The sequence below is a fragment of the Paenibacillus sp. JGP012 genome (assembly GCF_014203995.1).
In the GTDB taxonomy this organism is placed as follows: domain Bacteria; phylum Bacillota; class Bacilli; order Paenibacillales; family Paenibacillaceae; genus Paenibacillus; species Paenibacillus silvae.
Genome location: NZ_JACHKG010000013.1, coordinates 80,363 through 105,571, shown reverse-complemented (window position 1 = coordinate 105,571; position 25,209 = coordinate 80,363). Strand labels below are relative to the sequence as shown.

General features: G+C 44.3%; 23 protein-coding genes. 2 read left to right on the top strand and 21 right to left on the bottom strand.

Annotated elements, in window-relative coordinates; all coding sequences use genetic code 11:
• Positions 1–82 precede the first annotated feature (82 nt).
• From galU to HNR77_RS16885, 14 genes are all read right to left on the bottom strand, one after another.
• A complete protein-coding gene (gene galU, locus HNR77_RS16950; protein ID WP_184186723.1) occupies positions 83–955 on the bottom strand; it encodes a UTP--glucose-1-phosphate uridylyltransferase GalU in 873 nt (290 codons plus the stop codon).
• Positions 956–1,013: 58 nt separating this feature from the next.
• Positions 1,014–2,036: a glycosyltransferase family 2 protein gene (locus HNR77_RS16945; RefSeq protein WP_184186721.1), complete on the bottom strand. Its 1,023-nt coding sequence runs from the start codon at positions 2,034–2,036 to the stop codon at positions 1,014–1,016.
• Positions 2,037–2,062: 26 nt separating this feature from the next.
• Entirely contained in the window at positions 2,063–3,436 is a 1,374-nt protein-coding gene (locus HNR77_RS16940) for a nucleotide sugar dehydrogenase (protein ID WP_184186718.1), read from the bottom strand.
• Positions 3,437–3,492: 56 nt separating this feature from the next.
• On the bottom strand, positions 3,493–4,818 hold the full coding sequence (locus tag HNR77_RS16935) for a DUF6271 family protein (protein WP_184186715.1): 1,326 nt from the start codon (positions 4,816–4,818) through the stop codon (positions 3,493–3,495).
• Complete coding sequence (locus HNR77_RS16930) at positions 4,815–5,684, bottom strand: peptidoglycan bridge formation glycyltransferase FemA/FemB family protein (protein ID WP_184186712.1); 870 nt, start codon at positions 5,682–5,684, stop codon at positions 4,815–4,817. Before HNR77_RS16930 ends, HNR77_RS16935 begins: the two co-directional genes overlap by 4 nt.
• Positions 5,662–6,822, bottom strand: coding sequence for a DegT/DnrJ/EryC1/StrS family aminotransferase (locus tag HNR77_RS16925; protein WP_260410613.1), 1,161 nt, complete (start codon positions 6,820–6,822; stop codon positions 5,662–5,664). Before HNR77_RS16925 ends, HNR77_RS16930 begins: the two co-directional genes overlap by 23 nt.
• Positions 6,823–6,925: 103 nt before the next feature.
• Positions 6,926–8,101, bottom strand: coding sequence for a M20 family metallopeptidase (locus HNR77_RS16920; protein WP_184186706.1), 1,176 nt, complete (start codon positions 8,099–8,101; stop codon positions 6,926–6,928).
• The gene (locus HNR77_RS16915; RefSeq protein WP_184186703.1) at positions 8,098–9,069 is read right to left on the bottom strand and encodes a sugar phosphate isomerase/epimerase family protein; all 972 of its coding nucleotides are present in this window, start codon (positions 9,067–9,069) and stop codon (positions 8,098–8,100) included. The genes HNR77_RS16920 and HNR77_RS16915 overlap by 4 nt, the downstream gene beginning before the upstream one ends.
• Positions 9,021–9,992, bottom strand: a complete 972-nt coding sequence (locus tag HNR77_RS16910; RefSeq protein WP_184186700.1) for an NAD-dependent epimerase/dehydratase family protein — start codon at positions 9,990–9,992, stop codon at positions 9,021–9,023. Before HNR77_RS16910 ends, HNR77_RS16915 begins: the two co-directional genes overlap by 49 nt.
• Positions 9,989–11,353, bottom strand: coding sequence for an MATE family efflux transporter (locus HNR77_RS16905; RefSeq protein WP_184186697.1), 1,365 nt, complete (start codon positions 11,351–11,353; stop codon positions 9,989–9,991). Before HNR77_RS16905 ends, HNR77_RS16910 begins: the two co-directional genes overlap by 4 nt.
• A 40-nt stretch (positions 11,354–11,393) precedes the next feature.
• The gene (gene pseC, locus HNR77_RS16900) at positions 11,394–12,602 is read right to left on the bottom strand and encodes a UDP-4-amino-4,6-dideoxy-N-acetyl-beta-L-altrosamine transaminase (RefSeq protein WP_397366987.1); all 1,209 of its coding nucleotides are present in this window, start codon (positions 12,600–12,602) and stop codon (positions 11,394–11,396) included.
• 414 nt (positions 12,603–13,016) lie between these two features.
• Positions 13,017–13,493 (bottom strand): GNAT family N-acetyltransferase, encoded by a 477-nt coding sequence (locus tag HNR77_RS16895; protein WP_260410608.1) that lies wholly within the window; start codon positions 13,491–13,493, stop codon positions 13,017–13,019.
• Positions 13,494–13,846: 353 nt separating this feature from the next.
• Positions 13,847–14,977, bottom strand: coding sequence for an NADH-dependent flavin oxidoreductase (locus HNR77_RS16890; RefSeq protein ID WP_184186695.1), 1,131 nt, complete (start codon positions 14,975–14,977; stop codon positions 13,847–13,849).
• Between the two features lie 297 nt (positions 14,978–15,274).
• Positions 15,275–15,952 (bottom strand): SOS response-associated peptidase, encoded by a 678-nt coding sequence (locus HNR77_RS16885; RefSeq protein ID WP_111269389.1) that lies wholly within the window; start codon positions 15,950–15,952, stop codon positions 15,275–15,277.
• 227 nt (positions 15,953–16,179) lie between these two features.
• On the opposite strand from HNR77_RS16885, the gene HNR77_RS16880 reads away from it, so the two are divergent.
• The gene (locus HNR77_RS16880) at positions 16,180–16,701 is read left to right on the top strand and encodes a zinc metalloprotease (RefSeq protein WP_184186692.1); all 522 of its coding nucleotides are present in this window, start codon (positions 16,180–16,182) and stop codon (positions 16,699–16,701) included.
• A gap of 74 nt (positions 16,702–16,775) precedes the next feature.
• On the top strand, positions 16,776–17,441 hold the full coding sequence (locus HNR77_RS16875) for a hypothetical protein (protein WP_184186689.1): 666 nt from the start codon (positions 16,776–16,778) through the stop codon (positions 17,439–17,441).
• Between the two features lie 156 nt (positions 17,442–17,597).
• Here HNR77_RS16875 and msrB read toward each other — a convergent pair whose 3' ends face one another.
• The 7 genes from msrB to HNR77_RS16840 form a co-directional block, all read right to left on the bottom strand.
• The gene (gene msrB / locus HNR77_RS16870) at positions 17,598–18,680 is read right to left on the bottom strand and encodes a peptide-methionine (R)-S-oxide reductase MsrB (protein ID WP_184186685.1); all 1,083 of its coding nucleotides are present in this window, start codon (positions 18,678–18,680) and stop codon (positions 17,598–17,600) included.
• An 18-nt stretch (positions 18,681–18,698) separates the two neighbouring features.
• The gene (locus tag HNR77_RS16865) at positions 18,699–19,265 is read right to left on the bottom strand and encodes a redoxin family protein (RefSeq protein WP_184186682.1); all 567 of its coding nucleotides are present in this window, start codon (positions 19,263–19,265) and stop codon (positions 18,699–18,701) included.
• Between the two features lie 18 nt (positions 19,266–19,283).
• Positions 19,284–19,997 (bottom strand): cytochrome c biogenesis CcdA family protein, encoded by a 714-nt coding sequence (locus tag HNR77_RS16860; protein WP_311768641.1) that lies wholly within the window; start codon positions 19,995–19,997, stop codon positions 19,284–19,286.
• Between the two features lie 40 nt (positions 19,998–20,037).
• On the bottom strand, positions 20,038–21,087 hold the full coding sequence (locus HNR77_RS16855; RefSeq protein ID WP_184186679.1) for a sensor histidine kinase: 1,050 nt from the start codon (positions 21,085–21,087) through the stop codon (positions 20,038–20,040).
• Positions 21,084–21,788, bottom strand: coding sequence for a response regulator transcription factor (locus tag HNR77_RS16850; RefSeq protein WP_184186676.1), 705 nt, complete (start codon positions 21,786–21,788; stop codon positions 21,084–21,086). Before HNR77_RS16850 ends, HNR77_RS16855 begins: the two co-directional genes overlap by 4 nt.
• 104 nt (positions 21,789–21,892) lie before the next feature.
• Positions 21,893–22,399: a hypothetical protein gene (locus tag HNR77_RS16845; RefSeq protein ID WP_221443885.1), complete on the bottom strand. Its 507-nt coding sequence runs from the start codon at positions 22,397–22,399 to the stop codon at positions 21,893–21,895.
• Between the two features lie 203 nt (positions 22,400–22,602).
• Entirely contained in the window at positions 22,603–25,140 is a 2,538-nt protein-coding gene (locus HNR77_RS16840) for a beta-mannosidase (RefSeq protein WP_184186860.1), read from the bottom strand.
• Positions 25,141–25,209 lie beyond the last annotated feature (69 nt).

Genomic DNA, 25,209 nt, shown 5'->3' with positions numbered 1-25,209 from the left:
GAATTTCACGCATATATAGAACTGGGTTGACCTGTAGTCACATATGTGACTTACAGGTCAACCCAAAAGAGAATAATAATTGTTATGATGATATACTTGAAAATTCTCGACTAAGCTCGATGAGATATTCCCTGAACCTTCCTTGCAAATCTTTATTTTTTAACGCAAAGTCCACAGTTGCTTGAAGAAAACCAAATTTGTCACCCACATCGTATCTGCTGCCTTGGAACTGCAGAGCAATTAACCCTTTGTTATGAGCGATTCCGCGCAAAGCATCGGTCAATTGGATTTCGCCATTAGCTCCAGGTAAAATATGTTCCAAATAAGTGAATACTTGTGGATCTAGTATATAACGTCCCATTATTGCAATATTAGAAGGCGCTTGGAGCTTAGGTTTTTCAATTAAATCCAGCACCTCACTCTGATTTGATTTTTGAGCCCCCGGCTCGATAATTCCATATTTATGGGTTTCATTCCAGTCCACTTGTTGTACACCTACCACAGATTTGTGTTCCTGTTCATATACTCGAATCAATTGCTTCAAACATGGAACTTCACTATCAATAATATCGTCCCCTAACAGTACAGCAAAAGGCTCGTTTCCAACGAACTTCCTGGCACACAAAACGGCATGTCCTAATCCGAGAGGCTCCTTCTGACGTATATAATGAATATCTGCCATTTTGGAAATTTCCTGAACGATTTCAAGCAGCTCTGCTTTTTTTTGAAGAGCTAGCTCCAGTTCAACAGAGCGATCAAAGTGATCCTCTATAGCCCGTTTGTTTCTACCGGTTACAATCATGATGTCCTCGATCCCTGAGGCGATTGCTTCCTCCACGATATATTGAATTGTCGGTTTATCTACAATGGGAAGCATCTCCTTCGGTTGGGCCTTTGTGGCTGGAAGAAAACGTGTACCTAGACCTGCTGCGGGAATAATAGCTTTTTTTATCATAAGTGGAACCACCTTTGTCTAGTGTATTTTGTTCATTAGAGGGTTAGCTATTTTTTGCCTACAACTCTTCCCTACCGGAAGCAAACCCTTTCGCATACAGATTTGTCAGCTCTTCCGCAACAGATTCATTATGATTGGCTAGTTGGAGTATATGGTTAGCAGTCTTTAATTCGATTTCCTCATGTGTCCAGCGGTAAAACAAATACGCCTCCAAGCTCTTATGCTTATTACAAAAATAAAAAGAATTCCTTCTGAAATCCTTCTCTGCCTGAAATACGTTCCCTCTCGGATGAAACTGATGCAAATTGACCAGGTTTGAACAGAAGCGAAAGATGCCTCCAGCTTTATACAGGCGATAAGATAGATCTGTGTCTTCCATTCCCCAGCCTTTGTATTGCTCATCAAAACTGCCAATCTCTTGAAGAAAAGAACGATGCAGCGACATGTTGGCGGTTGTACCCAAAACCCATTTAAGCTGAAAATCTTTCAAATCTTCTCCATATTCGGCGAAAATCTCAGGAAAACTATCATAACCGTCCACGGTTGTATATCGTTCAACCCGCTCACTGTGATATGGATTCAAATGTTCTTCTGTAACTAAAGGAACAGATACTCCCGCTCCCACATCCGTTGCCATAGCTGCAAACTCAGGATTCTGGCGAACAAGCACCAGCATATCCTCTGCACTAAAGGGCAAGCGATGCTTGAGAATAGATAGCATATTCTTTTTCCAGCCTATGACGACTGTTCTTTCGTCCTGTTCCGTAAGCTGGTCGATGTGGCTGGCGATATAATCCGGTGGTACAATGCGATCATCATCATTAAAAATAATAAAATCCCCTTCAGCTAACTGCAGACCTGTGTTTCTTGCTCTGGATCTTCCCTTATTTTGTTGAAAAACATATTGAATATTTAACAGGTTTTTATAGTTATCAACAACCTGTTTTGTATCATCCGTGCTGCCGTCATCAATAATGATGATTTCAAAATCTTGAACCGATTGACTTGCAAAAGAAGCCAGCGTTAACTTTAAATACTCTGCTTTATTATATGTTGGCATAATGACACTCGCTTGACTCACAATGCTCACCCTTTTTCACATTTATGTCAGCCTTGGACTACAGTTATTTTTTGAAGCATTTCCTCTTGCTCATGATCCTTCGCAGCATGGAGCAAACCGGCTCCAAGTTTATAAATATGACCGTCAACAAAGGAAGAAAATGCATTCCGCGTATCAAAAATAGGCACATGCAAATCTTTCAACTCTTCATAACGGAAAGCCTTGTGCGCCGTCATTAAAATGCAGCATTCATACTGTTTAAATGCGTTAACATCGTAATCGACTGAAAACAAGGTATGACCATTTTCAAGCTTGATATGCCCTACATAAGGATCGTAATAATCAACATGAGCACCCTCGTCTATTAATAACTTAATCAGTTCCAAAGCAGGAGACTCCCTGTCGTCATTGACTTCCGGTTTGTATGCGACACCCAGAACCAAAATTTTGCTCTTGTTGATATGAAGTGACTTCTGATTAAGCAGTTGATGTAGTTTGCTCACAACGTAATCAGGCATACCACTATTAATGCTGTTTGATAACTCAATAAACCTGCTGAAAAATTTATAGTACTTCGCTTTCCATGACAAATACATGGGATCGAGCGGTATGCAGTGCCCTCCGATCCCGGGTCCAGGATAAAATGGCATAAAACCAAACGGTTTGGTGGAAGCGGCTTGGATGACCTCCCACACATCGATTCCCATTTTTTCACTCATCATTGCGATTTCGTTGATAAAAGCAATATTTACACTCCGAAACGTATTTTCCAGCAATTTTGTGAATTCAGCTACTTTGGGTGAAGAGACCGTAATGACATCTTTACATATTTTCTTATATAATTCAGAAGCCATATTAGAGCACTCCAGAGTAACTCCGCCAACAATTTTAGGTGTATTATTCAACGTAAAATCCCGATTGCTTGGGTCAATCCGTTCAGGGGAAAAGCATAAGTAGAAATCTTTGCCGACTTGTAATCCTGTTGCTTCAAGACGTGCCTGGATAATCTCTTCTGTGCAGCCTGGATATGTTGTGCTCTCCAAAATGACTAAACTGCCTTTTTTCATATAGGTTTGTAAATAGTCAACTACAGCATAAATAGAAGATAAATCTGGGTCCGTATAATCATTCAAGGGAGTTGGAACACAAGCAATGATAACGTCAGCATATTGGATCAAAGAAAATTCACTGCTAGCCATGAATCTTCCGGTATGATTGACCTTCCTCAGAGCTTCATTGGAAATATCACTAATGTAAGATTCTCCTCTGTTAAGCAGATTTACTTTGGACACCGACAAATCAATACCTGTTACCGTATAACCTGCCTCGGCCAGATTCAGCGCCAAAGGCAGTCCGACATACCCCAGTCCAATTACCGAAACATTTGCTTTAAGATTCAATATTTTATTCTCAACACTCATGTCATCCCACCTCTCATAAGATCATCCATTCACTTGTACAACCATGCTTTCACAGGTTATGTGTTAGCCACCGAGTTAGAGTCGGCTACTTTTCGCAAATCGATCTCCTTAGCGCGCTGAATCAATCTATCCCAATTCTCAATGAGCTTGACATGAAATTCGTATTCTTGATTCGCTTCTCTTACAAGTTGCTCCGAGTGTTCTATGATATAATCACCGACCTGTGAATAATTCTCGTCAAAAGGAATCAACACTTCATTCGCAATGCGATCTATACGTTCAACACGCTCATGCACGCCAAGCTTGGAAAATTCGGAAACATAAGACTTGATTGCTTGTACGATGTCATCGGTAATGACTTCCTTACGGTCAGGTCCAAACGTCTTATTCAAATCACTGTCATAAATACTCATGTAGGCGTTAAAATAATCAGCAAATTTGGAAACACCCTCCCAGTATTTTATTTTGTTTGCCAACTGGAACTCATCCTTTTTGTATTCGTGAAATACTTCTCTGGTGTGATGAATAGACGGAATGCCCAGCGCCGTTGCTGTGTCAAAAGCAAAATAATCTGCGGCAGCAGTATTACGCCCAGGCAAGTTAGGCAGCTTCTCATGAAGCTTGTACACAGCCACATTACCGCAATCTGGATTCAATCCATCATTCACTGAAGTAACAAGTGTCTGCTTCTCTTCCTGTGTAAATTGCTGATCCAGCTGAAAAGCCGTATTGCAAATGTCCACGACGCTCTCCTTGGGGAAACCGAGCAGTTCGTACAATCTATAGATCGGATCGAAAGAAACCTGAGCAAAATCTCTTACATCCAGATTCCACTCGCCATAATAGTTGCCGCCTACCACCCAGATTTCCCGGTTTAAAATAGACTTGTCCGCCGTATTAATGGTTATATTGCTGCAATCAGAAATTCTTTTACCCAGATAATTCAATTCAAGCTCAATCGGATATAGTTCCTCAGCTTTCAATTCGTCAAAGATTAGCCTCGTATCCGAATCTCTGCGATGCAGCGCATCTGCACCAAGTGAGCAGGTCATCAAAAACAGCTTGTTCATGCAATTACCATAGTCTGTTTGCTGTGCCAGGAACACTTTTTTGAACTCGGGATCTTCCCCAGCCAACAAAATATCAAAATAAGCTTCCTGCATTTTGGTAGTTAAATGTAAAATTTCGATTTTCGGATACTTCTCTTGCAATAGATTGATGGTTCGTGCATTTTGAGCTACAAATTCCTTATCATTTGTTTCCGGAATAACGATCGGAATATGAATACCATATTTCTTCTGGGCAAAATCAATCTCTTTCATATAGCTGGTCAAACATTTTTCAATATTGCGATTTGAGGGAATAAAATAGACTGATTTCATCGGGCATGCTCCTTTGTCAATCGTATATATTTTTGAATATGACAACCCCAGCCAAGCTTCGACTTAGCAATGTTAGGGTTGTGAGAATAACCGAAGTTCAAATAAGACTTTGTGGCGTATGCGTCATCAATGGCCTGTTTAAGAATCAGATAATTGCCTCGTAAGTTTCTGAATTCCGAATGTGAAGCATTGATCCAATAAAACAGATTATCTTCGTTTTGAAGAAATATACTCCCCGCAATGACGCGATTCTGTTCCGTTAACGCGATATAAAGCCGGGCCTCATGCGAGTAGTGAAGTAATTCCTTTAGAAGTTCATAAGGTGTTAAATAACTTGCTTGCACACGTTCCATCGTAGACTTGTAAATCTCGTAAAATTGTTGAAGCTCTTGTTCAGAATCATATAATCTAACATATACGCCGGCCTTCTCAGCAAACCGGATATCAGTCCGAACGCTGCCTTTGAAAAGCATATCCTTTTGTTCTCGATATTCAGCAAAATCTAAAATATAAGTGTCCATAACTTGCCGATCAAAGCCGGATCTGGTCAACTCCCAACTCAAAATATGCTCTCCCATCGGCGGCAGTGTAATTTGAGAGATCATTCCGTATGATTCTGAGATTATATCTATAATGTCCAGGAAATCTGGAAGACTTTGTGGAAAAGGAATAATCCCGCCATATCCTACGGCTCCAATCTGGTATGATTGGGTTTTGATATTTTTATATAGAGATATGGCATAGACTTGACCCTTGCAGCACACTTCCACGGGCATATACTCAAAATCCAGGTATTGTCCGACAAGTGCTGCAAAACCTGGTTCAATGAAAGGGGTCCGTGGACTAAGTATCTGTTGAGTATTCATCATATTGGCGAATGAACCTTTCCAGTTTTTTTATATGACGCGGAGGTGTATCCGTGTGGATCGGCAGCAGCAATATTTCACTAAAAATACGATCAGCATTGAAGCAATCGTGAAGCTGAAAACGCTCCTTGTATCGCTCTATGTTATGCAGTGGATAATAATAGAAAGTCGTTTGTACCCCCTTTTGTGCGAGGTACGCTCCAATTTTTTTCCTTTTGTGATTGGGGATACGAATCGGAAGCAGACATTGCTGATCACGGGCAAGAACAAATCGCAATGTTTGTTTGCCGAATGTACTCTCCAGAGCATCTAATAGTCCTGGTACATGAACCTTCTGTCGCTCCATCTGTTTTAAAAAAAACTGCAAGCGCCGGAGCGCCATTTGCGCTTGCAGAAGTGTGATGCCTCGCGGCTTGCGCTGGCGGATTTGCTGTGCACGGTGCAGAGCTGCCAAATCAGCATACCTATATTGGAGCCCGTTTACTTTGCGCCACCAGCTGTACTTGCTTAATTGACGGCGGGTGACAGCTCGAAGATAGGGGAACCAGGGTTCTTGATGCTGTAATGCATCCTCTGAATACGTTGTAAACATTGTATTCATCTCAGGCTGATGAACGATGAGTGCACCGCCCCCGATAGAGGATAGAGGCTTTGATTTTCCAAATGAGATGACTGAAAAAAAAGCTCCAGGTGTGGTCCCACGAAATTGCGGAGCCATTGGAAATGACTGTGCCTCGTCAAAAATAACGGGCATCTTCAATTGATGCAGCACATCCATAAGTTCCGATGGTATTGAGCGTGAACCGAACAACGCCGGGATCAGGAATGCGGCCTGCTGCACACCAATCAAAGAACGCACGAATTCAAGCTCTGGCCTGAAATCGTCTGTGATGTCATAGACATTAAGCGTAAGCCCAGCGGAGATTACTGAATCAGCCAATTCTGTACACGAGTATGAGGGCATGTATACACACTCAATGTTGTGTTGATTTTTCAAAATCGTTAACAAGGCAGTAATAGCGGAAGAAGCACTGTCAAATAGGTAAACTTGTGATGGGTTTCTAATATCAAATACGGTGGCGATTCGATCTCGTAAACGAGAGAAAACTTCGTTTCTGTTTCCCTTCAAGTTGGACATACCGCTATAACACAATGAATCGTATTGATATTCCGAAGGGTATAACACATATTTGATGTTGTTCGGAGGTGTGAAGTCGGTATTCATTGCAGTGCCTCCCAATTTATCTGAAAAATTCGATCAAATACGCTTTTAGCTGTTGTGCATAATGTTCAACTTCGCTTATCTCAATATATTCGTCCTCGGTATGAGCTTGAGCCAACCGGCCCGGTCCAAAAATAACGGTCGGATATCCAAAATGATGGAATACGGAAGCATCACACGCGCTAGGAAATTCATGCTGTTCCGCCCCGCGGCCAAACTTCAAACCATCGTTTTTCATAGGTTCAATCATCAAATTGGGATAGTGCACAGTGTAAGGTGATAATGCCTGCCTGAGATTGTTCTGTAACGTTTGGATCGTATACCTGCTGTCACTGGCCATCACGCCTTCAAGGATCAACTCCTGAATTGGCAGGCTGGGATCAGACCCGCCCGATATCGTACCAACATTCAAATACAGTCCCTCGTGCTCTTCTTTGAAGGAATAAAGTGAATTGAATAGTGCATTTAAATCTGCAAGCTGGTTGTGCTCTTGTGCATTCATGTGTATGTTTTTAGAGCAAATTTGAATTTTGAAGGGAAGAAAACCAAGAGAAGAAGTACATATGGTTGTATTTGTAGGTTCAGCAATAACGACTTCCACCGGTTCGCGCCCGTCAGGGAAATAGCCATTTTTGTTAAGCCACTCGCAGGCTCGAATAGAGCCGTTGCCTCCAATTTCCTCATCTATGACGGAAGTGAAGATCAATTTTCCTTTATTAAATCGTTCTCTAATCAAGCTCAAAGCATAAACGAGAGTGCTAAGCCCGAGCAGCATATCCGTAGCTCCTCTGCCTAGCATCCTCCCTTCTACAATGTTTCCACTCACATTCCAGGGTAATTCCGTTTCTTGGTTACCGTTCAGAATATCTACATCAATATGACCATTTAAGATTAATGTCGGGCCTGGGTGTCCCGAATCAGCAACAGCATATAAATTATGCTTTGTCATTTCGAATCCATCTTTGTAGAAACGGTTATACTCCCAAGGATGCCGTATGAAGTCTCTACTGACCAATTGAGATACGGTGAACACATCCAAATAAGTTGTCCATCCCTCTTGCTCCAGCTGTTTCTGTATCAAAAGCTGAGCTTGTTTCTGAGAATCAGGTCTGGTGTAGGTTGGATGCAAACGAATGAGTCTGGAACCCAGATCAAGAATACGTTCATGGATTGGATCAGAAGCTGTAGTTATCATAAAAAAGAATGCTCCTTTACTACCTTTTGTGCCCATTCCAGCATTTGAAGAACATAATAGCGATGTGTATAGTCTTTTTCTGCAATTTCAAAAATGATCGCTTTATCGTTTTTTACAGCATCCTCGTAGATTAACCGCAGAGCCTTCTGGTACATGCTCTCTTCTACACAGCTTTCCACAGGAAGAACACCTTCTCTGCAAATGGTCTCGGTCAATGGATTAGCCATTTGATCAAATGCTGAAAAGTGCCAGTGTTTAATTTTGTTTATAATCCTTGTAAAATCCATGTAGTCGCACGGCTGATAACTAGGAAGCATATCTCGAAATACTGGATCATTGCTGGCATAATGCATGGTGTATACTGTATTGAAATAATGGCAAATATCCCATGTGATACCTACGTTCCGGATATCAATCTCTTGGAAATCCTCAGTAAATATAAACACAGGATCAGCATCATCATACAAATTACCGATAGGTGGTAAATTTTCCAAGCAGACTAATACATTACTTCCAGCCTGATAGATGACCTCCTGCAAGCAATCGAGAAATCCGGACCTGAGCTCTGTCAAATTTTGATGTTTACATTCTTCCAACAGATACAACTGATTGGCATGAATCACCACATGAGGAATACCAAGCTCCTCTGAGCGCTTCAAGGTTTCGATCAAACGCGATCTTACGAAAGGGTCCGTCACAATATTGCTATTGTTCACAGGAAAATGAAAGCTTGTATTGTTGCCGCCAAATAACTCAACAGCATGACGGGTATTTGTCCAGACTGAATCCCAAGCAGCCCCCATCAAATCTTCGCGATTAAAAATCGTAGCCTCTACTTTTCCAAATATATCTTTATAACGGGATTGAAGCTGATTGTCATATATAGCATAGAATGAGAACCCAAAGACATTATTTGCGGTCATTGTGATATCCCCATTTTTTCGTTGCTCTCCATCTTTTTCGCCCAAGTAATATACTTTTTCAAACCTTCGCGTAAAGATACAGATGGCTCATATGCAAGATAACTTCGAGCTTTGGAAATATCGACTGTTCTCTGCCTCACATCAGGTTCATTCGAGTGCGAAATAACAACTCTTGACTTCGATTCCGTCAGCTCCACAATGAGATGCGCCAAATCTTTGATGCTGCATTGTTCGTTCGGATTACCCAGGTTGAAAGACTCTCCCTCATATTCGGAATGTAAAGCATGGATAACCCCGGAAACAAAGTCGTTAATATAACACCATACTCTTGTCTGCTCGCCTGTGCCGCTGATCAATAAATCCTCGTTTTTAAGCGCTTTGCGAACAAAACTGGATATTGCATTATTTCCAAATCGATACTCTCCATAAACGTTAAACGGTCGAATAACAATCGTTGGGATAGACTCCTCCCTGTGATAGGCATATGTTAAATGTTCGCTTAATACTTTGCTTGCAGCATAGCACCACCGTGGGGTCTCCGGAATTCCAATGGTAAACTCGTCGGTCTCCTTGGCGGATACAGTGTATTGTCCATATACTTCACTTGTACTGAAGGTCAGAAATTTTTGAAGATGCTTCTGTCTGCTCGCGAGTTCAAGCGAATACAAGCAGCTAAGATAATTCGTATTGATGGTAAGAATGGATTCCTGTGCCACCTTGTTGATGCCTAGAATAGCTACCGCATGCACAATATAATCGTAATCTGTACCCAAATCCAATACACCGGAACGATCCGCAGCATTGACTTGTACATAATCAACATGGGTTATCCCTCTTAGATAAGCAACGGTTTGCTTAAATGGGACCGCATCAGCAATAGTGACCTCATGATAGGGTGCGAGTTCCTCTGCAATAGCTGAACCTATGAATCCGCCTCCACCCAAGAGCAAGTATTTCCTTCTTCTCATATACTCATCTCCTTTTCATTGGACGATCGTATTTCGGCTTTAACCAGTCCTTTTGTAACCCAACCCATTCTCTTCCATCTGAAATAAAAAATTAAACCTCTTAACCACTCATCGAGAATAAAAGCAAGCCATACTCCCGCTAATCCGTATCCAAGTACGTTTCCCAAAATAAATGCAGCGGGTACACATAATCCCCACATGCTGATTAAACCCAGTAGCGTTGGAAATCGGATATCGCCGGATGCCTTCAACGAGCTACTGAGAACAAGATTAAACGCTCTGCCAGGCTCCAATAAGATAGACAGCGCAAGAAGTGTTTTGCCGGTTTCAATAATATCTCTGTCCGATGTAAACAGCCCCAGGACAGTTTCAGAGAAGAAGTAACACACAAGCGCAATGCCCAATGAGACCAAAGATGAAATTTTCAGGCTAAAAATAGCTTGGTCATGCGCTTTTTGATGTTCTCTTGCCCCAACGAGATGACCTATCAAAATTTGTGTTGCTTGTCCCATAGAATAGGAGAATATCATGATCAGCAGCATAATATTGTAAGTAATGACCTTGGTTGTAATCGCGATTACTCCGAAAAAAGTGACAAAATACGTAATCAGGATTTGGGAGGACTGGTAGGAAAAGCTCTCCCCTGCTGTCGGGATGCCTACCTTAACAATAGATTTCCAATCCTGAATAAAATGACGGCCTTGCAATCTCAGTTTTAATTTGAGCTTGCGCTTGTATAGATAGACCATACAAATCATTGCCAGCAAACGACTGACGCACGAGCTGACTGCCACACCTGTAAGACCCGTCTCAGGAAAACCCAGAAATCCGAACAAAGCAATGCAGTTCCCTAGTACATTAACAACATTCATTCCCACAACAACAAACATCGGTTCTTTGGCAAAACCATAATTTCTCATTGTGGTACTCATACAAATCAGAATAGCCTCAAAAAGAAGAGAAACGCTAACAATTTGCGTGTAAAGCACTCCAAAATCGTAAGCTTCAGCTGAAAGATTGAAGAGGCCAAACAAAAAAGGTGCAGAGAAAAAAAGCACAAAAATAAGAACTAAACCTATAAGCCCGTTTAAATAGATGGAGGATTGTGCAATATTAGCGGCTCGATTACGCTGACTTGCTCCAAGCATTTGCGCAATCAGTATGCCAGACCCCATGGCCATAAATTCCAGGATAATAATAAACATGCCAAATATTTGTGATGATATGCCCACAGCAGCGACAGCTTGTCCTGAATAATGTGAGAGCATTACTGTGTCAACATTACCTAACACGATATGAAAGAAGGCATCCATGAAAATAGGCCAGGTTAAACGAAATAAGTTGAGCTGCTTTGGCTGCAATACAACATCCTCCTTTGAGTTAAGCCCAAGCATGTATGCATTACTTCAAAAAGTAGTTATATACCTTGACAACGGCATCCACGACATCCTGCAGATCGCGATCCGTCATCAGCGGAAACAAAGGAATGGTAATTAACTCTTCATATACGGCTTCCGCATTTGGACAAATGCCTCGTTGATAGCCCAATGCCTGATAATAAGGATGTAAATAAACCGGAATATAGTGAAGATTGACCCCGATATTCTCTGCGAGCAAAGCTTGAAAAATGGTGTCGCGGCTTACGGAGAAAAAGTCTTTTTTCCATCGCAAAGGATATAAATGCCAGCTTGATAATACTTCTTCAGCTTGTTGCTGGAATGCTAATCCTGGCATCTGCTCAAAGGCCTTATTGTATAGAACCGCTAACTCTCGCCGTCTCTTCACAAATTGCTCCAGCCTATTTAACTGGCTAATGCCTAATGCAGCTTGTATATCAGTAATCCGATAGTTATAACCAAGGAACTGCATTTCGTAATACCATTTTGGAGAATTTTGCTGTTCCAGCATCCTTTCATCACGTGTAATTCCATGATTTCTGAACATTAGCAATTTATGATATAAGTCTTCCCGATCTGTCACAACAGCCCCGCCTTCTCCTGTAGTAATATGCTTAACAGGATGAAAACTGAATATGGCCATATCGGTTGACATCCCTACTCGCCGATCTTTATAGATGGAACCGATCGAATGGGCAGCATCACGAATGGTGACAAGCCCGTGATTGGAAGCTATGTCATAAAGCTCGTTATATTGAGCAGGCTGTCCGGCAAAATCAACAACGATTAGCGCCTTCGTACTCGGGGTGATTTTCTTATAAACCTCCTGAGAATCGATGTTGAAGGTAAGAGGATCAATATCGGCAAAAACCGGCTTTCCGCCTGTATATAATATACAGTTGCTGCTTGCTGCAAACGTCAGAGGCGAAGTAATCACTTCACTCCCAGTCTCGACGCCAGCAGCAAAACACGCAGCATGCAACGCAGCAGTACCACTGGAGAATGCTACAGCATACCGAGTACCTGCCTCGTGAGCCAGTGCTTCTTCGAATTTTGGGATTTCAGGACCTGAAGAAAGAAAGTCACTTCTTAAAACATTGACCACACTTTCAATGTCTGTCTCGTCCACCCATTGTTTTCCATACGGGAGCATTTTTTCTCTTACAGGTTTGGCTCCGTACATAGCCAACTGTTCTTTTTGCATATTCAGCATGCCAATCTCCTCTTTTCCAGTTAGGTAATGAACATTTTCAATATTGTCGAAAACGTTTTTTCAATGGTACTGGAAAAACCATATATATTCTTCTATCTAGGGCGTGTCTTGAAACCTACTGAAGTGCATCTTTTACCGCCTTTTCGCCCCCTGCTGCGTCACTTTCCCTTGACGTGCCCCGGCACGCCTGCGGAAAACTTCCTGGCTTGGAACGAAAATTCAGCAAAATCTGCTTCCTTCAGAGTTTTCAGACACGCCCTAGCAAAATTCGACTTGATAATTGAATATATATGGTTTTTATTAAAATATATAACATTTTTTCATTGTAACACCGCGCGCGTTTATTGTAAATATTTACAATAAACGAAATAAAAAGGCCTGGAACAAGACATTACATCTTGATCAGGCCCTCCGCTATTTCGAATCAACTTCATACTTTTCCATCACAATCATATCCACGGCCCTAATGCCGTTCTCCCAGATCTCTTCAGGGTAATCTAGGAAAAAATCTTTTTTTATATCACATATTCGAAACCCCAGTTTCTGATAAAATGCGAGATTGTTGATACTGGAATTGGCTGTTCCCACCACAAAATGTCTTATTCCACGCTCTTTATGTAAGGATATGGCTTTGTTTATCAACAATTTGCCGAACCCTTGACCCTGGTGGTCAGGAGAAACGGCAATATTCTTTATTTCAATCGATTCACTGTTTAGTCTCACCGTCACGATCACACCCAAAGCATCATCAGAATCATTAGAAAGGCACAATACATCCCCTTCCTCTAAATATTCCATGACTTTCTCCTCTGATTCATCAGCAAGCAGCAGCAATGGCATCATTTTTCTTTTTTTCAATTGATCCTCGATTGGATATATTCGTTTATTCAAATCGAATCCCCCTTGGTGTAAATTATGTTGGTTACATCTCTATTTATGTAATATAATAACAAATTAAGGGTATGATTACATGTACATTTTTCATTCCGATCATTTGCATCTCGAATACATCATTGTTTTTTGATATCTACATATATTCACTCTATTCTCAATAAATAACTTCAACAGTAAATAAAATGATTTTTTTAGAAAATACAGTCCGATGTAATGGTTGGACTACATTATAAGGGATCATTACGGAGTCACTGTTAGTGTTAAATCAAAAACGGCATGAGTTTCATCACTCATACCGTTTCTGATCGGCAACCACTGCTCTCCTTCTTCAAGCGGGAAGAGAGTATTTTTTATTTATCGTCAGCCATAGGGAACCAGCCCGGTGTGTGGATAATGGCATTCCACAAGCCGTCCGGAATAACCAGACGCTCCTGATCCGATTTGGTCAGCACCGTCTCGATGTCCTCTTCCCGTCCACTTTCAATCTTCTCCACCCAGTCCGGCTCGATAATCAGCTCACGTCCGATCGCCAGCAGCGGCACGCCTGTCTCCAGCGCTTCTGCTGCCTCGTCAGCAGTGTGAATTGCGCCGACACCAATGACAGGCACTTTTCCACCAACACGATCCAAAATATACTCCATTCTGGATCGTTTATCTTCCTCTCCACGTCTTGGCTTCGACCAGAACTCATTCAAGGAAACATGCAGATAGTCGAGATTTTTTTCTTTTAATGCATCAACCAGCGCATATGTGTCTTCCATTGTCAAACCTGGTGTTTCAGGCTCTTCTGGCGAGAAGCGGTACCCTACAATAAACGGAAGCTTGGTATGCTCGGCAACGACACGCTGCACCTCTTCCACCACAGCGAGCGGGAACGCCAAACGTTTCTCAACACTGCCACCCCAGCGGTCTTCACGGCGATTGGAGTGTGGAGAGAAAAATTGCTGGATCAGATAACCGTTCGCACCATGAATCTCGACACCGTCAAAGCCCGCTTCAATCGCACGGCGAGTCGCTTCACCGAAATCACGAATGACCGAGGTAATCTCTTCATCCGTCATTTCTCTTGGCTCGGGTGAGCCTGGACGTTCACTTGCAACCGCGCTCGGTGCAACCACCTGGCCAGCAGAGACAGCCTGCTCCGGAGTCAGTCGCCCTGCGTGGAACATTTGCAGCACCGCTACAGAGCCTTGTTGTTTAATGGTTTCAGCCAGACGTTTCAAGCCGGGGATAAAGCTGTCGTCATAAGAGCCGAATTGCGCCGGGAAACCGATGCCGTTTGGTGTGACATGGGTTACCGCTGTAACCGACATTCCTGCTCCGCCTGTACGGCGTGCATAATACGCCAGCTCGGCATCGGATACCGTACCGTCTGGATTAGAGGACATATGAGTCATAGGAGCAAGCACGATCCGGTTTTTCAGTGTAATGCCGCTAGGCAGTGAAAGAGGTTCAAACATTTTCGAATACTTTGGATTCATTCGTGGTTCCCTCCTGATTAATATCTCTTTAATTAGATATATGGATATATGCATTTTGTTACTGTAATGATTATAGTTACGTTTCGAACCAATTGCAACTTTTCCTTCATGAACACCACGCAGGCGCCGGATGAAAGAACAACAAAGAAAAGGACAGAGTGTCCTCGGACTCCCCATCCTGTTGAATTAACGACTCTTCCGAAGCTTCGGATTAGCCCTCTTTAACCCGTTCTTAAATATCAGAAACACTTTGCAAGCTGCATCATACAGGTTGCCTCTCGCACATGGAGGCTTGCTTCAGAAGCTTCGAACATATGCCAGCTTTTGCTCCATCTCTTCCACACACTCATAGCAATCATGCTCGTCGTTGGCTACCATAGGTGTGACCGGATACAGATTCATGTCGGTACGATTATATGTCTTGAGCAGTGGAAGCAGCTGTGTCACCCTTGTATTGGCAGGGTCCAGCCAGGTGTTGATTTCATCCTCTGACAGAATTGCCGGCATTTTATTGCCAAACTCACGAGTCACCAAATTCGCGCCAGCCATGAGCATCGTGCAGGTACGCAGTGGCTGCTTGCGTGTATCTTTCCAGATTTCATACAGGCCAGCAATGCCAAACAGCCCCCGATCCGGCATCACAACACGCACTGCATAACGCTTTTTGCCTTCCTGACGCCAGTAATACAGTCCATTGCACGGAATCACACAGCGTTTCGTTTCAACCAGCTTGTAATATGCCGGGTTCTCATGCACCGTCATCAGGTTTGCATTGACCGCATCCCGTCCCCAGAACGGGATAAATCCCCACCGGAATTCATCCAGCACACGCTCCCCGTCCTGATGCAGAATAATTGGCGTATGCTGCGTCGGGCTGATATTATAGCGATTTTTATAGTAATACATTACACGTTCGATTTTAAAATGGTCCCGCACCTCGTCCAGATCAGCCGCAAGTGAAAAGCGTTCACACATATCTTACACTCCTTTTTCCTGTCAGGTTGAGTGTATTGTTTGTAAAAAGAAGGAATTTATGCATGGACTCCACCAGACAGAAAGCGACTTGTTGTGACAAGCCTTCCCAAGCGACTCACGTTTTTTCCTTTTTCCCCCGACAAAAACAACGACTTGGGACTCATTCCATTCACACATTTCCTTGTTACGATAATAGAGAAAATATACATTTATTGGAGGTTTTTAGTATGAAAAGGAAGTTGTTGATGAGCATCATGTTATTCTCTGCCCTCGCGATGTTTGGAAGCACCGTCTTTGCAGCCACCTTTCTGAGTTATGGCTATCCCAGCTCCACTATCCCGATCCGTTCCTACAACTATGCTTCAGCATGGCAAGTCCCAATGGATACTTCCATTGCCAACTGGAACAATGCCGGAGCCAAGGTGCAATTTGTCAAAACCAGTAATTCACCCAACACGATTACCGCTGGCAACTTCAACAATACCGCTTATGGTGTCAACTACGCCTCCGTCTCCGGCAGTCAGATCGTGAGCTTCCGCGTTGAGCTGAACGCCTCCACCATCACCGCTGACGCCTCCAACCTGTCCAACTTCATCCAAAGTGTGTTTGTACATGAACTCGGTCATTCCATCTGGCTGGGTGACAACCCCACAACGAACAGCCCTTCCATCATGTCTTACTCGCGCAACCGGAATTCCATGACCCAGCCGCAAGCCTTTGATATCAACAATGTCAGATCCCGTTATTAATCGCAGGAGCCCCATGAATCGCATGAAATGAATTCGCAGGTCTAACACCTTATATCCAAGGAGGATTCCGTTCCATGAAAAAAAATAGAGCACTTACGCTGCTTGTATCATCCATCTTCATTTTATCTGCTGTCGGCTGCTCTTCCATGACCCCGGCCGCTTCAACCACCAACGCTCCCGTAACGATCATCGCATCCGAGGACTATCCCAGCTATGGCAGTGTGGATGCCTTGTCTGAGCGAGCCGATACGATTGTGAAGGGCAATTTGATCCAGACCCGTGTTCAGGCACTGGATGACATGGCTCAGGCAAACTCCTCTGCACCCAATGACATCAATGCAGCTGAAAGCGCAGTGAACGAACAGGTTTCTTTTGACAAAATCTATACAATCTATACGGTTCAGGTAACTGACTCCTACAAAGGACGTTACTCAGCCGGGGATCAGATCGAGGTCAAGCAGCTCGGCGGCCAGCTGGGCCATACTGAAATTGTGAACGATGACAGCGTCAAGCTGATACCAACCAAAGATTACGTGCTTTTCCTTGAAACCTATGAGGACACACCTGCAAGCCTGCTGAACACCGTTCAAAGCCTCTACGTCATCAAACCCGCTTCGAAGTCAAACCAGCCAAGTGAACATAGCTCATCCGACGTGATCATCAGCGCAAATCCGGAGAACGATCTGACCTTGAGCCTGAGTGAACTGCAGCAGATCAAGGACGAACAATCCAATCCATAATCATTTTTCGGGCCAACCTCTCGACATACCGCTTGCAACCTTTGGTTCTACATAAAATACAAAACGTGCGCTCGGTCAGCCGGGCAGCACGTTTTGTGTTTAATTTATGTGATCAAGGCTGCAGTACACATGGCATCTTTCCGTCCTGACCCAATATTATTCAATCAACGATAATACATAACCGTATCTTTCCTGCTGCAGCTGATCTAGCGGAACAAAGCGGATAGACGCACTGTTAATGCAATAACGCTTGCCTCCGCGATCCTGTGGCCCATCCTCAAAGACATGCCCAAGATGTATGTCTCCAGCCCGGCTTCGCACCTCCGTGCGCTCCATTCCGAAACTTGTGTCTTTCGTATAGGTTACAACCTCAGGCACAATGGGCCGGGTAAAACTTGGCCAGCCGCAGCCTGAATCATATTTGTCCCTGCTGCTGAACAGTGGTTCTCCTGTAGCGATATCGACGTAGAGCCCTGGCTGCTCATTATCCCAATATTCATTGCTAAAGGCATGCTCTGTATCGTTGTTAACTGCTACAGCATATTGTTCGGCGGTTAGTTTATCCCGAAGCTGTTCATCTGTTGGTCGCGGATATTGAGCGGGATCTATTACGATGTCTTGTTCATCCAGAACACGCATGTCAATGTGGCAGTAGCCATTCGGATTTTTCTCCAAATAATCCTGGTGATACTCCTCTGCCAAGTAATAGTTCTGTAATGGCATGACTTCAGTTACGATAGGCTGCTTATAGTTGGCCTGCTCCGCAGCCACAGCCTGCTGAATTACCGCCTCATCCTCAGGTGACGAATAATAGATGCCTGTTCGATATTGAATACCGTGATCGTTGCCCTGTTTATTCAGGCTCGTCGGGTCTATCACAAGAAAATAAGCTTCAAGCAGCTTCTTCAAAGAAACCTGCCTAGGATCATACTTTACATGCACCGTCTCTGCAAAGCCCCGGTCACCGCGGATCACATCCTCATACGTTGGATTCTCTCCTTCACCGTTGGCATAACCGGAGGTTACATCCTGAACTCCCTGGATACGAGCCATATAAGCCTCGACGCCCCAGAAACAGCCTCCTGCCAGATACAAATCGCGCAGCTCTTCTTCTGGAATACTGGATATGTTAACAGTATGAGCAGGAACAGACGCGGAACGTGACTCCATCCTGCCACCACAAGCTGTCAGGATCAAAGTAATGCTAAGGAGACACAGGCCTAACAAACGACCCTTCATGACATTATTCCTCCTTCCTCACATCATCTCCTGTACCGTCTCCATAATCTCTTCGTTGGAAGCATGGCCCGGTATAGATCTCACTAACATGCCTTCGGAGTTAATATAGAACGAGCTGGGATACGCACGAACGCCAAACTCTTTGGCCCACAATCCCTTTTCATCCAAAAGAACCGTCAGATTTTTATAGGGCTGCCTGTTAAACCATTCGGTAAACGCTTCGGAGTTTTTCTCTCCTTTATAACCTGGTGTTACAATAGTAATCACTTGAAAATCATGCTTCTGACCTGCTAACGTATTCAGATCCTCCAGACCAGCAAGACAGATTGAGCACCAGGAGGCCCAATATTTAACATATACCTTTTTGCCCTGAACATCAGCGAGCCCGACCGGATTACCTGCCAGATCATGCAGTTCGAATTGCGGTGCCGCTTCACCTTTGTTCATCTGGGCAGACGAATCCATGTCAGGCGAAGACACCGGAGCAGCAGCGATTCCATGTTCCCTTGATCCGCATGCCGTCATGATGAACAAGGCTGCACCTAACAGCAATACATACTTCACGTAGGTTCGTACGTTTTTCATGTCCAACTCCTCCAAACCTTATTGAAACCAGCTTATCAGGTTGTTTAGCCGATCTGTCATCAGAAACACCCCCATCACAATCAAGATACAGCCCGAGCCTATTTTGATCACACTCATATATTGGTTTACACGACGTATTCGTTTCATGACATAGTCCGAGAATACGGACAAGAACAGAAACGGAATCGCGAGACCGAGTGTGTATAAACACATTAGAAACCCGCCATATACCGGAGAGCCTTCTCCTGCAGCAATACCAAGAATGGCGGCCAATACCGGTCCAATGCAGGGCGTCCAGCCAAAACTAAACGTCAAGCCAAGTATAAACGCCCCAAGATACCCGCCCCGTCTGGCATGATCACTTGATAGCTTTCGCTCGCGCTCCAGCCAGGATAATCGGATAAGCCCGGTTTGATATATGCCGAACAGCACTACAATCGTACCGCATACTGCAATAAAAGCAGGACTGGAGATGATATTGCCCAGTACTCCAGAGCCAAAACCGAGTAGAACAAAGACAACCGAAAGTCCAAAAACAAACAAAAGCGTTCTTGCCACAAAAGCAAAACGAGGCTGAACGAAGGGAGTACCTTCAGCTCCCTGCTTCGCTCCAATCACCATGCTCCCTGACAGATAAGATACATAGACCGGAAGCAGTGGAAGAATGCATGGTGAAAAAAACGATAACACCCCCGCGCCAAACACACCCAAAAGAAATATCCAATCACCCACCAGGTCATTCACCACCTGAATTCATACTGCCGATTAATTTCTAAACGTTTGAGCTGCTGACATAGATCGGAAGTGTAAACCAGAAGCAGCTCCCTGCTCCTCTTGTGCTCTGCACCCCGATCTCGCCTCCATGTCGTTCAACAATGGATTGGGCTATAGCCAGCCCGATTCCCGCTCCACCATTATTTTTACTTCGAGATTTATCAATACGATAAAAACGTTCAAAAATAAGTGCTGTCTCTTCTGCTTCAATGCCTTCTCCCTCATCTATTACTTCAATGCGTATACATTCTTCCTGTTCAGCGGCAGCCAGGATGATTTTGCCCTCAACCGGAGAGTATTGAATCGCATTTTGCAGCACATTGGACAGAACCCGCTTCATCTGAGCAGGCACCATCAAGGCAGCAGGCAATCTCTCTGGCAAGTCGATCTCCACATTCAGCTGTTTCTCCGCAAGGTGAAATGAAAAGCTCTCCAGTGTGCTGAGCAGCAGTTCATCAACATGACCAGGCTGCGGATCGAATCGGTCCCCTTTTGCTTCCAGACCGGACAGATCAAACAAGTCCTGAATGAGCCCGCCCAATCGCTTCGTTTCCAGACGAATCGTGTTCAAATACCGTTGAAAGGTGACTTCATCCTTAATCACATCATCCTCCAGCGCTTCAACAAAAGCCTGAATGGATGCCAGGGGTGTACGCAGGTCATGGGAGATATTTGCAATCAACTCTCGTCTGGCCGATTCTGAGTGATGCAGATCGTCAAAGCTTTCCTTCAGTCTGGAGCTCATTTCATTGAATTGCTGTGCAAGCAGCTTGAATTCCTGCGGACCGACGAGAGGGACTTCCGTCTGGAAATCCCCTTCGGCCAGTCGCTTGGTGCGTTCTGTAATTCGTGCGATGGATTTCTCCAACGGTTTGGTCAGTACATATTGAAGCACAAATGATAACAAACCTATACCGGCACTTATAGCCGATAACCAATAAAATTGTTCAATGGTTAGCAGCATTTTAGAATAACTGACAAACAAACAGATCAGAAGCACGCCAATCCCCGTAAGACTGGACACGACTAGATACGTACGCAGCTTCATGAGTACCCACCTGCAAACTTGTAACCGATACCCCAAACGGTTTTGATATATTTCGGATCTGAAGCATTCTGCTCAATCTTCTCCCGTAATCTCCGAATATGCACAGTCACCGTGGTTGTATCTCCCTCATAACTGAAATCCCAAATTTTGCTTAACATCTGAGTACGCGAAAACACCTGTCCAGGGTGACTTGCCAGCAAATACAACATATCAAACTCCGTCACCGTCAGGTCAATGACCTGTCCGCCGATCTCTACCTCACGTTTTACAAAATCAATCGTCAGCCCTTCATAACTAATCGTATGCGTAGGCGCAATAGTAGATGTACTCTGTGCCGTCCGCATTCTCCTTAATATAGCCTTGACACGCAGAACAAGCTCTCTTGGACTAAACGGTTTCGTCAGATAATCATCTGCCCCCATGGTCAGTCCCATCAATCGATCCTGCTCTTCTCCGCGAGCCGTCAACATTACAATCGGTACCTCTTCAGTCTGCCGAATCTCGTTACAGACCTCCCAACCGTTTTTACGAGGCATCATCAGATCAAGCACAATCAGACCCGGTTTGTGACTTCGCCACAGCTCAATTGCTTCCATGCCATCTGTTGCAGTGATAACCGTATACCCTTCCCGTTCCAGATATCTCCGGCATACGTCTGTAATATTGCTATCATCATCGGCAACCAAAATCCGTTCATTCATTCAACCCACCCCCTATTCCAAAAACACTCATTTGGCATAATCATATCACAGGGCGATGGTCATGCTACGTTATGTTTTCTTCTTTGTTAAGCGTATCTTCGTTATTACATCGCCTTCATAGGCTTCATATATTTGGACACGACCATATCACTTACATACGTATTCCCTTCGTAAATGGATGGCATCGACTTCAGATTAACCTGAATACCATCGACCATCATTTTCTTAGACCCTACCCACACTTGAATGGTTTTAGCCGCAGGCATCATCGCTTCTTCCATCATCATGTCATCTTTCATCTTCATGTCGTCTTCCATCATACTATCATCTTTCATCTTCGTGTTATCCTTCATCATACTATCGTCTTTCTTCATCATGTCGTCCTTCATCATTCCATTCGTTTTGCCCATGTACATTAACGTAACGGATCGATCCTTGCTGTCCCACATAATGCTGTATCCATACATTTTTGCTGCCTGTCTCAATTGTACAAGCTCCATACCATCCTTTTTGATCGTTTTCATGTCAGCAGCACTTGCCAGTCCTGAAAAAGTTAATGACATCATTAACAACGCTGCTGCGATCGCCTTTTTGCTTTTGCTTGCTTCCATCATTGTTATCACTCTCCATCGTTTAATAGCTTGCAAGGACTACAATAAAGAGAACAACTTACGAATTGCTAAGCAAATGATTACGAAAAGATTACAATGTTAAAGTTTGTCTATGTCTGTATTTCATTGTCTATATCTATGTACGTTCTTCATACATAATAAACGGTTGAAATCTCTTTGGCAGAGACTCCAACCGTTATATATTATTGAATAAAATCGACCATCGAGCGAACCTCAACCGATCCCGGATTCGAGATTATACCCGCATGTTGTAACCCTTCTCTGGACGTGAACCGCACCTTCACCGGAAGGCCGGGAACGAGATCAAAGAAATTATCAGAGAATACCCCTTCGGCTTCAGAAGACATCCACACCTGCTTGGCAAGCACATCACTTTCCAGCAGGAGATACACGCCCTCTTCATCGGCGCCGCCGCTGACGGTGATATTGGCAGGCTGTAGTGCAAGGTCTTTGGTAGGTACAAAATAATGCTCCTGCACAAGATCAGGCTCACCGCTTTGTCTCAGATCCACTCGCAGCAGTACAGCTGCCGGATCATGTCCCTGAAGCCAATCAGTATGATGCAGAGAGATCAGTTTTTCACCTAAGTTTGGTGCAAGGCTCACTTCAAGTACCTCTTCCCGTTGCACCGTTCCATCGAATCCGATCAGTCGAAGCTGAAGTTGACCTTGCACCGGCTTTAGTTGATCCGAGATCACGTAAACCTCTGTGACATCCGGCTTCGTCCCGTCCACGGAAACAAGCACATCATTGAAGCTGCGTTTCGCATAATACTGCAGTGCCTTCCAGCGGCCCAGATAATCCATTCCTGCCCATGAGGCGACGGGCCAGCAGTCATTCATCTGCCAATACAGTGTGCCCATACAGTATGGTTTACGGCGTCTGTGAGCTTCTATGGCTGTTTTCATCGCTTCCGCTTGAAGCACCTGACTCATATAGAGGAAGGATGGAAAATCTTTAGGTTCCGGCAAATACATATCCATATATTGTTTGATCAGCCGATTGCCTGCTCCATTTTTCTGATGTGCAAGCATAACCTCGGACTCCAGCGCCAGATCCTTTTCCTCCGCATAGGTGCGAACCGACTTGTATTCCGGGAACGACTGGAATCCGTATTCACTCATAAAACGACCGACATATACATTGTAATTTTCAAAAGGTTCCACGTTGTGCCACACACCCCAGTAGTGGATGTCGCCTTCGGAAGTAGAGGCATGAGCATGCTGCTTCTCGTCACCTGTCAGCGATACAATCGGTGAGGAAGGCCAGTAGTCGATCCCGGGTGCATAAGCTTCAACCACTTCTGGCAGAAGGTGATGGAAAATGGCTTCATAATCCGCCCAGATGCGTTCGCGCTGCTCTGCGTTGTAGTCCTTTTTCCAGCCCCAGCCACCGTTCTCGATATAATGCGCCCAGGCCGAATCAATCTCGTTATTACCACACCACAGCACGATACTCGGATGGTTCCGCAGACGCTTCACATTGTCAATAGCCTCATGTCTGACACTATTCAGGAATGCTTCGTCCCCCGGATACATGCTGCATGCAAACATAAAGTCCTGCCACACCATAATGCCATATTCATCACAGAGCTCATAAAAAACATCTTCCTCATAGAAGCCGCCGCCCCATACACGAAGCATATTCATGTTGGATTCAGCTGCCGAACGAATCTCATGCAAATAACGCTCCCGTGTTACTTCTGTAATAAAGCTGTCATTTGGAATATGATTTGCTCCTTTGGCAAATACCGCAACACCGTTCAGTTCAAAATAAAAGGATGCACCCGCTTCATCCCGATCACGGACAAGCCGGATGGAGCGCAGACCCGTCTGCACCTCCGCTTCCGCCAAAGCTCGCTCGCCCTGAAGCACTTCAGCAGCAAAGGTATACCGATACGGATCACCCAGACCGCGGCTCCACCAGAGCTTCGGATCTTGTATAGAGATGGGAAGCTCCACCGTCTGCGTACCAGGCTGCAAAGCTGCTGCCATCTCCCAGCGCTGACCCGCGGCTTCGATACGAATTACAGCATCCACAGCTTGAGAGGTTTCAATCTCCACCATGGCAGTTAAGCTGGCCAATGCAGCATTCACTTCATTTTGCCGGATAAACACATCCGTAATTCGAACATCATTCCAGCCTTCAAGCCTTGCTTCCCGCCAGATTCCACTGGTCACGAACCGTGGTCCCCAATCCCAGCCATAGTGATATGGTGCTTTACGTGCAAAAATGCTGACACGTTTATCCCCAAGACCACCCACATCGGATTGGTCATTGGATGCAGGCAATGCGTAACCCAGCTTTTCCAGCTTCGGTAAATCCTCCTGAATCGGAGAACGAAAACGGACACGGAGTACATTCCCTTTTTCCTTCACCAATGCTTTGACTTCTGCCTTCCACACCCGGAACATGTTATCCGCGGACAGCACATGAACGCCATTCACATATACATCCGCATACGTATCCAATCCGTCAAAAACAAGTTCCAGATGATCCTGCGTATAAAGTTCAGGCGCCACATCAAATGTGGTTTGATACTCCCAGTCCTTCTTGTCGATCCACTGGACTTCCTTCTCATTGGTTCCATAGAACGGGTCGGGGATGAGGCCCAGCCTCAACAGATCGGTATGCACGCATCCAGGAACCTGAGCCGGCATCCATTCCTGGTCTTCACATGCTTTGAACGTCCAGTTCTCAAATTGCTGCAATTGGTTCATGCTCATGATAGCCTCCAATAGGTTAGAGTAAAAGAAGAAACCTGTTTTGTTAGGTTTTGTTATTATATA

Excerpts from the sequence above, each read along its gene's own strand:
- galU (WP_184186723.1), bottom strand. The coding sequence starts at position 955 with ATGATAAAAAAAGCTATTATTCCCGCAGCAGGTCTAGGTACACGTTTT.
- HNR77_RS16940 (WP_184186718.1), bottom strand. The coding sequence starts at position 3,436 with ATGAGTGTTGAGAATAAAATATTGAATCTTAAAGCAAATGTTTCGGTA.
- HNR77_RS16935 (WP_184186715.1), bottom strand. The coding sequence starts at position 4,818 with ATGAAATCAGTCTATTTTATTCCCTCAAATCGCAATATTGAAAAATGT.
- HNR77_RS16930 (WP_184186712.1), bottom strand. The coding sequence starts at position 5,684 with ATGAATACTCAACAGATACTTAGTCCACGGACCCCTTTCATTGAACCA.
- HNR77_RS16925 (WP_260410613.1), bottom strand. The coding sequence starts at position 6,822 with ATGTCCAACTTGAAGGGAAACAGAAACGAAGTTTTCTCTCGTTTACGA.
- HNR77_RS16920 (WP_184186706.1), bottom strand. The coding sequence starts at position 8,101 with ATGATAACTACAGCTTCTGATCCAATCCATGAACGTATTCTTGATCTG.
- HNR77_RS16910 (WP_184186700.1), bottom strand. The coding sequence starts at position 9,992 with ATGAGAAGAAGGAAATACTTGCTCTTGGGTGGAGGCGGATTCATAGGT.
- pseC (WP_397366987.1), bottom strand. The coding sequence starts at position 12,602 with ATGCTGAATATGCAAAAAGAACAGTTGGCTATGTACGGAGCCAAACCT.
- HNR77_RS16890 (WP_184186695.1), bottom strand. The coding sequence starts at position 14,977 with ATGAATCCAAAGTATTCGAAAATGTTTGAACCTCTTTCACTGCCTAGC.
- HNR77_RS16885 (WP_111269389.1), bottom strand. The coding sequence starts at position 15,952 with ATGTGTGAACGCTTTTCACTTGCGGCTGATCTGGACGAGGTGCGGGAC.
- HNR77_RS16880 (WP_184186692.1), top strand. The coding sequence starts at position 16,180 with ATGAAAAGGAAGTTGTTGATGAGCATCATGTTATTCTCTGCCCTCGCG.
- HNR77_RS16875 (WP_184186689.1), top strand. The coding sequence starts at position 16,776 with ATGAAAAAAAATAGAGCACTTACGCTGCTTGTATCATCCATCTTCATT.
- msrB (WP_184186685.1), bottom strand. The coding sequence starts at position 18,680 with ATGAAGGGTCGTTTGTTAGGCCTGTGTCTCCTTAGCATTACTTTGATC.
- HNR77_RS16865 (WP_184186682.1), bottom strand. The coding sequence starts at position 19,265 with ATGAAAAACGTACGAACCTACGTGAAGTATGTATTGCTGTTAGGTGCA.
- HNR77_RS16855 (WP_184186679.1), bottom strand. The coding sequence starts at position 21,087 with ATGAAGCTGCGTACGTATCTAGTCGTGTCCAGTCTTACGGGGATTGGC.
- HNR77_RS16850 (WP_184186676.1), bottom strand. The coding sequence starts at position 21,788 with ATGAATGAACGGATTTTGGTTGCCGATGATGATAGCAATATTACAGAC.
- HNR77_RS16845 (WP_221443885.1), bottom strand. The coding sequence starts at position 22,399 with ATGGAAGCAAGCAAAAGCAAAAAGGCGATCGCAGCAGCGTTGTTAATG.
- HNR77_RS16840 (WP_184186860.1), bottom strand. The coding sequence starts at position 25,140 with ATGAACCAATTGCAGCAATTTGAGAACTGGACGTTCAAAGCATGTGAA.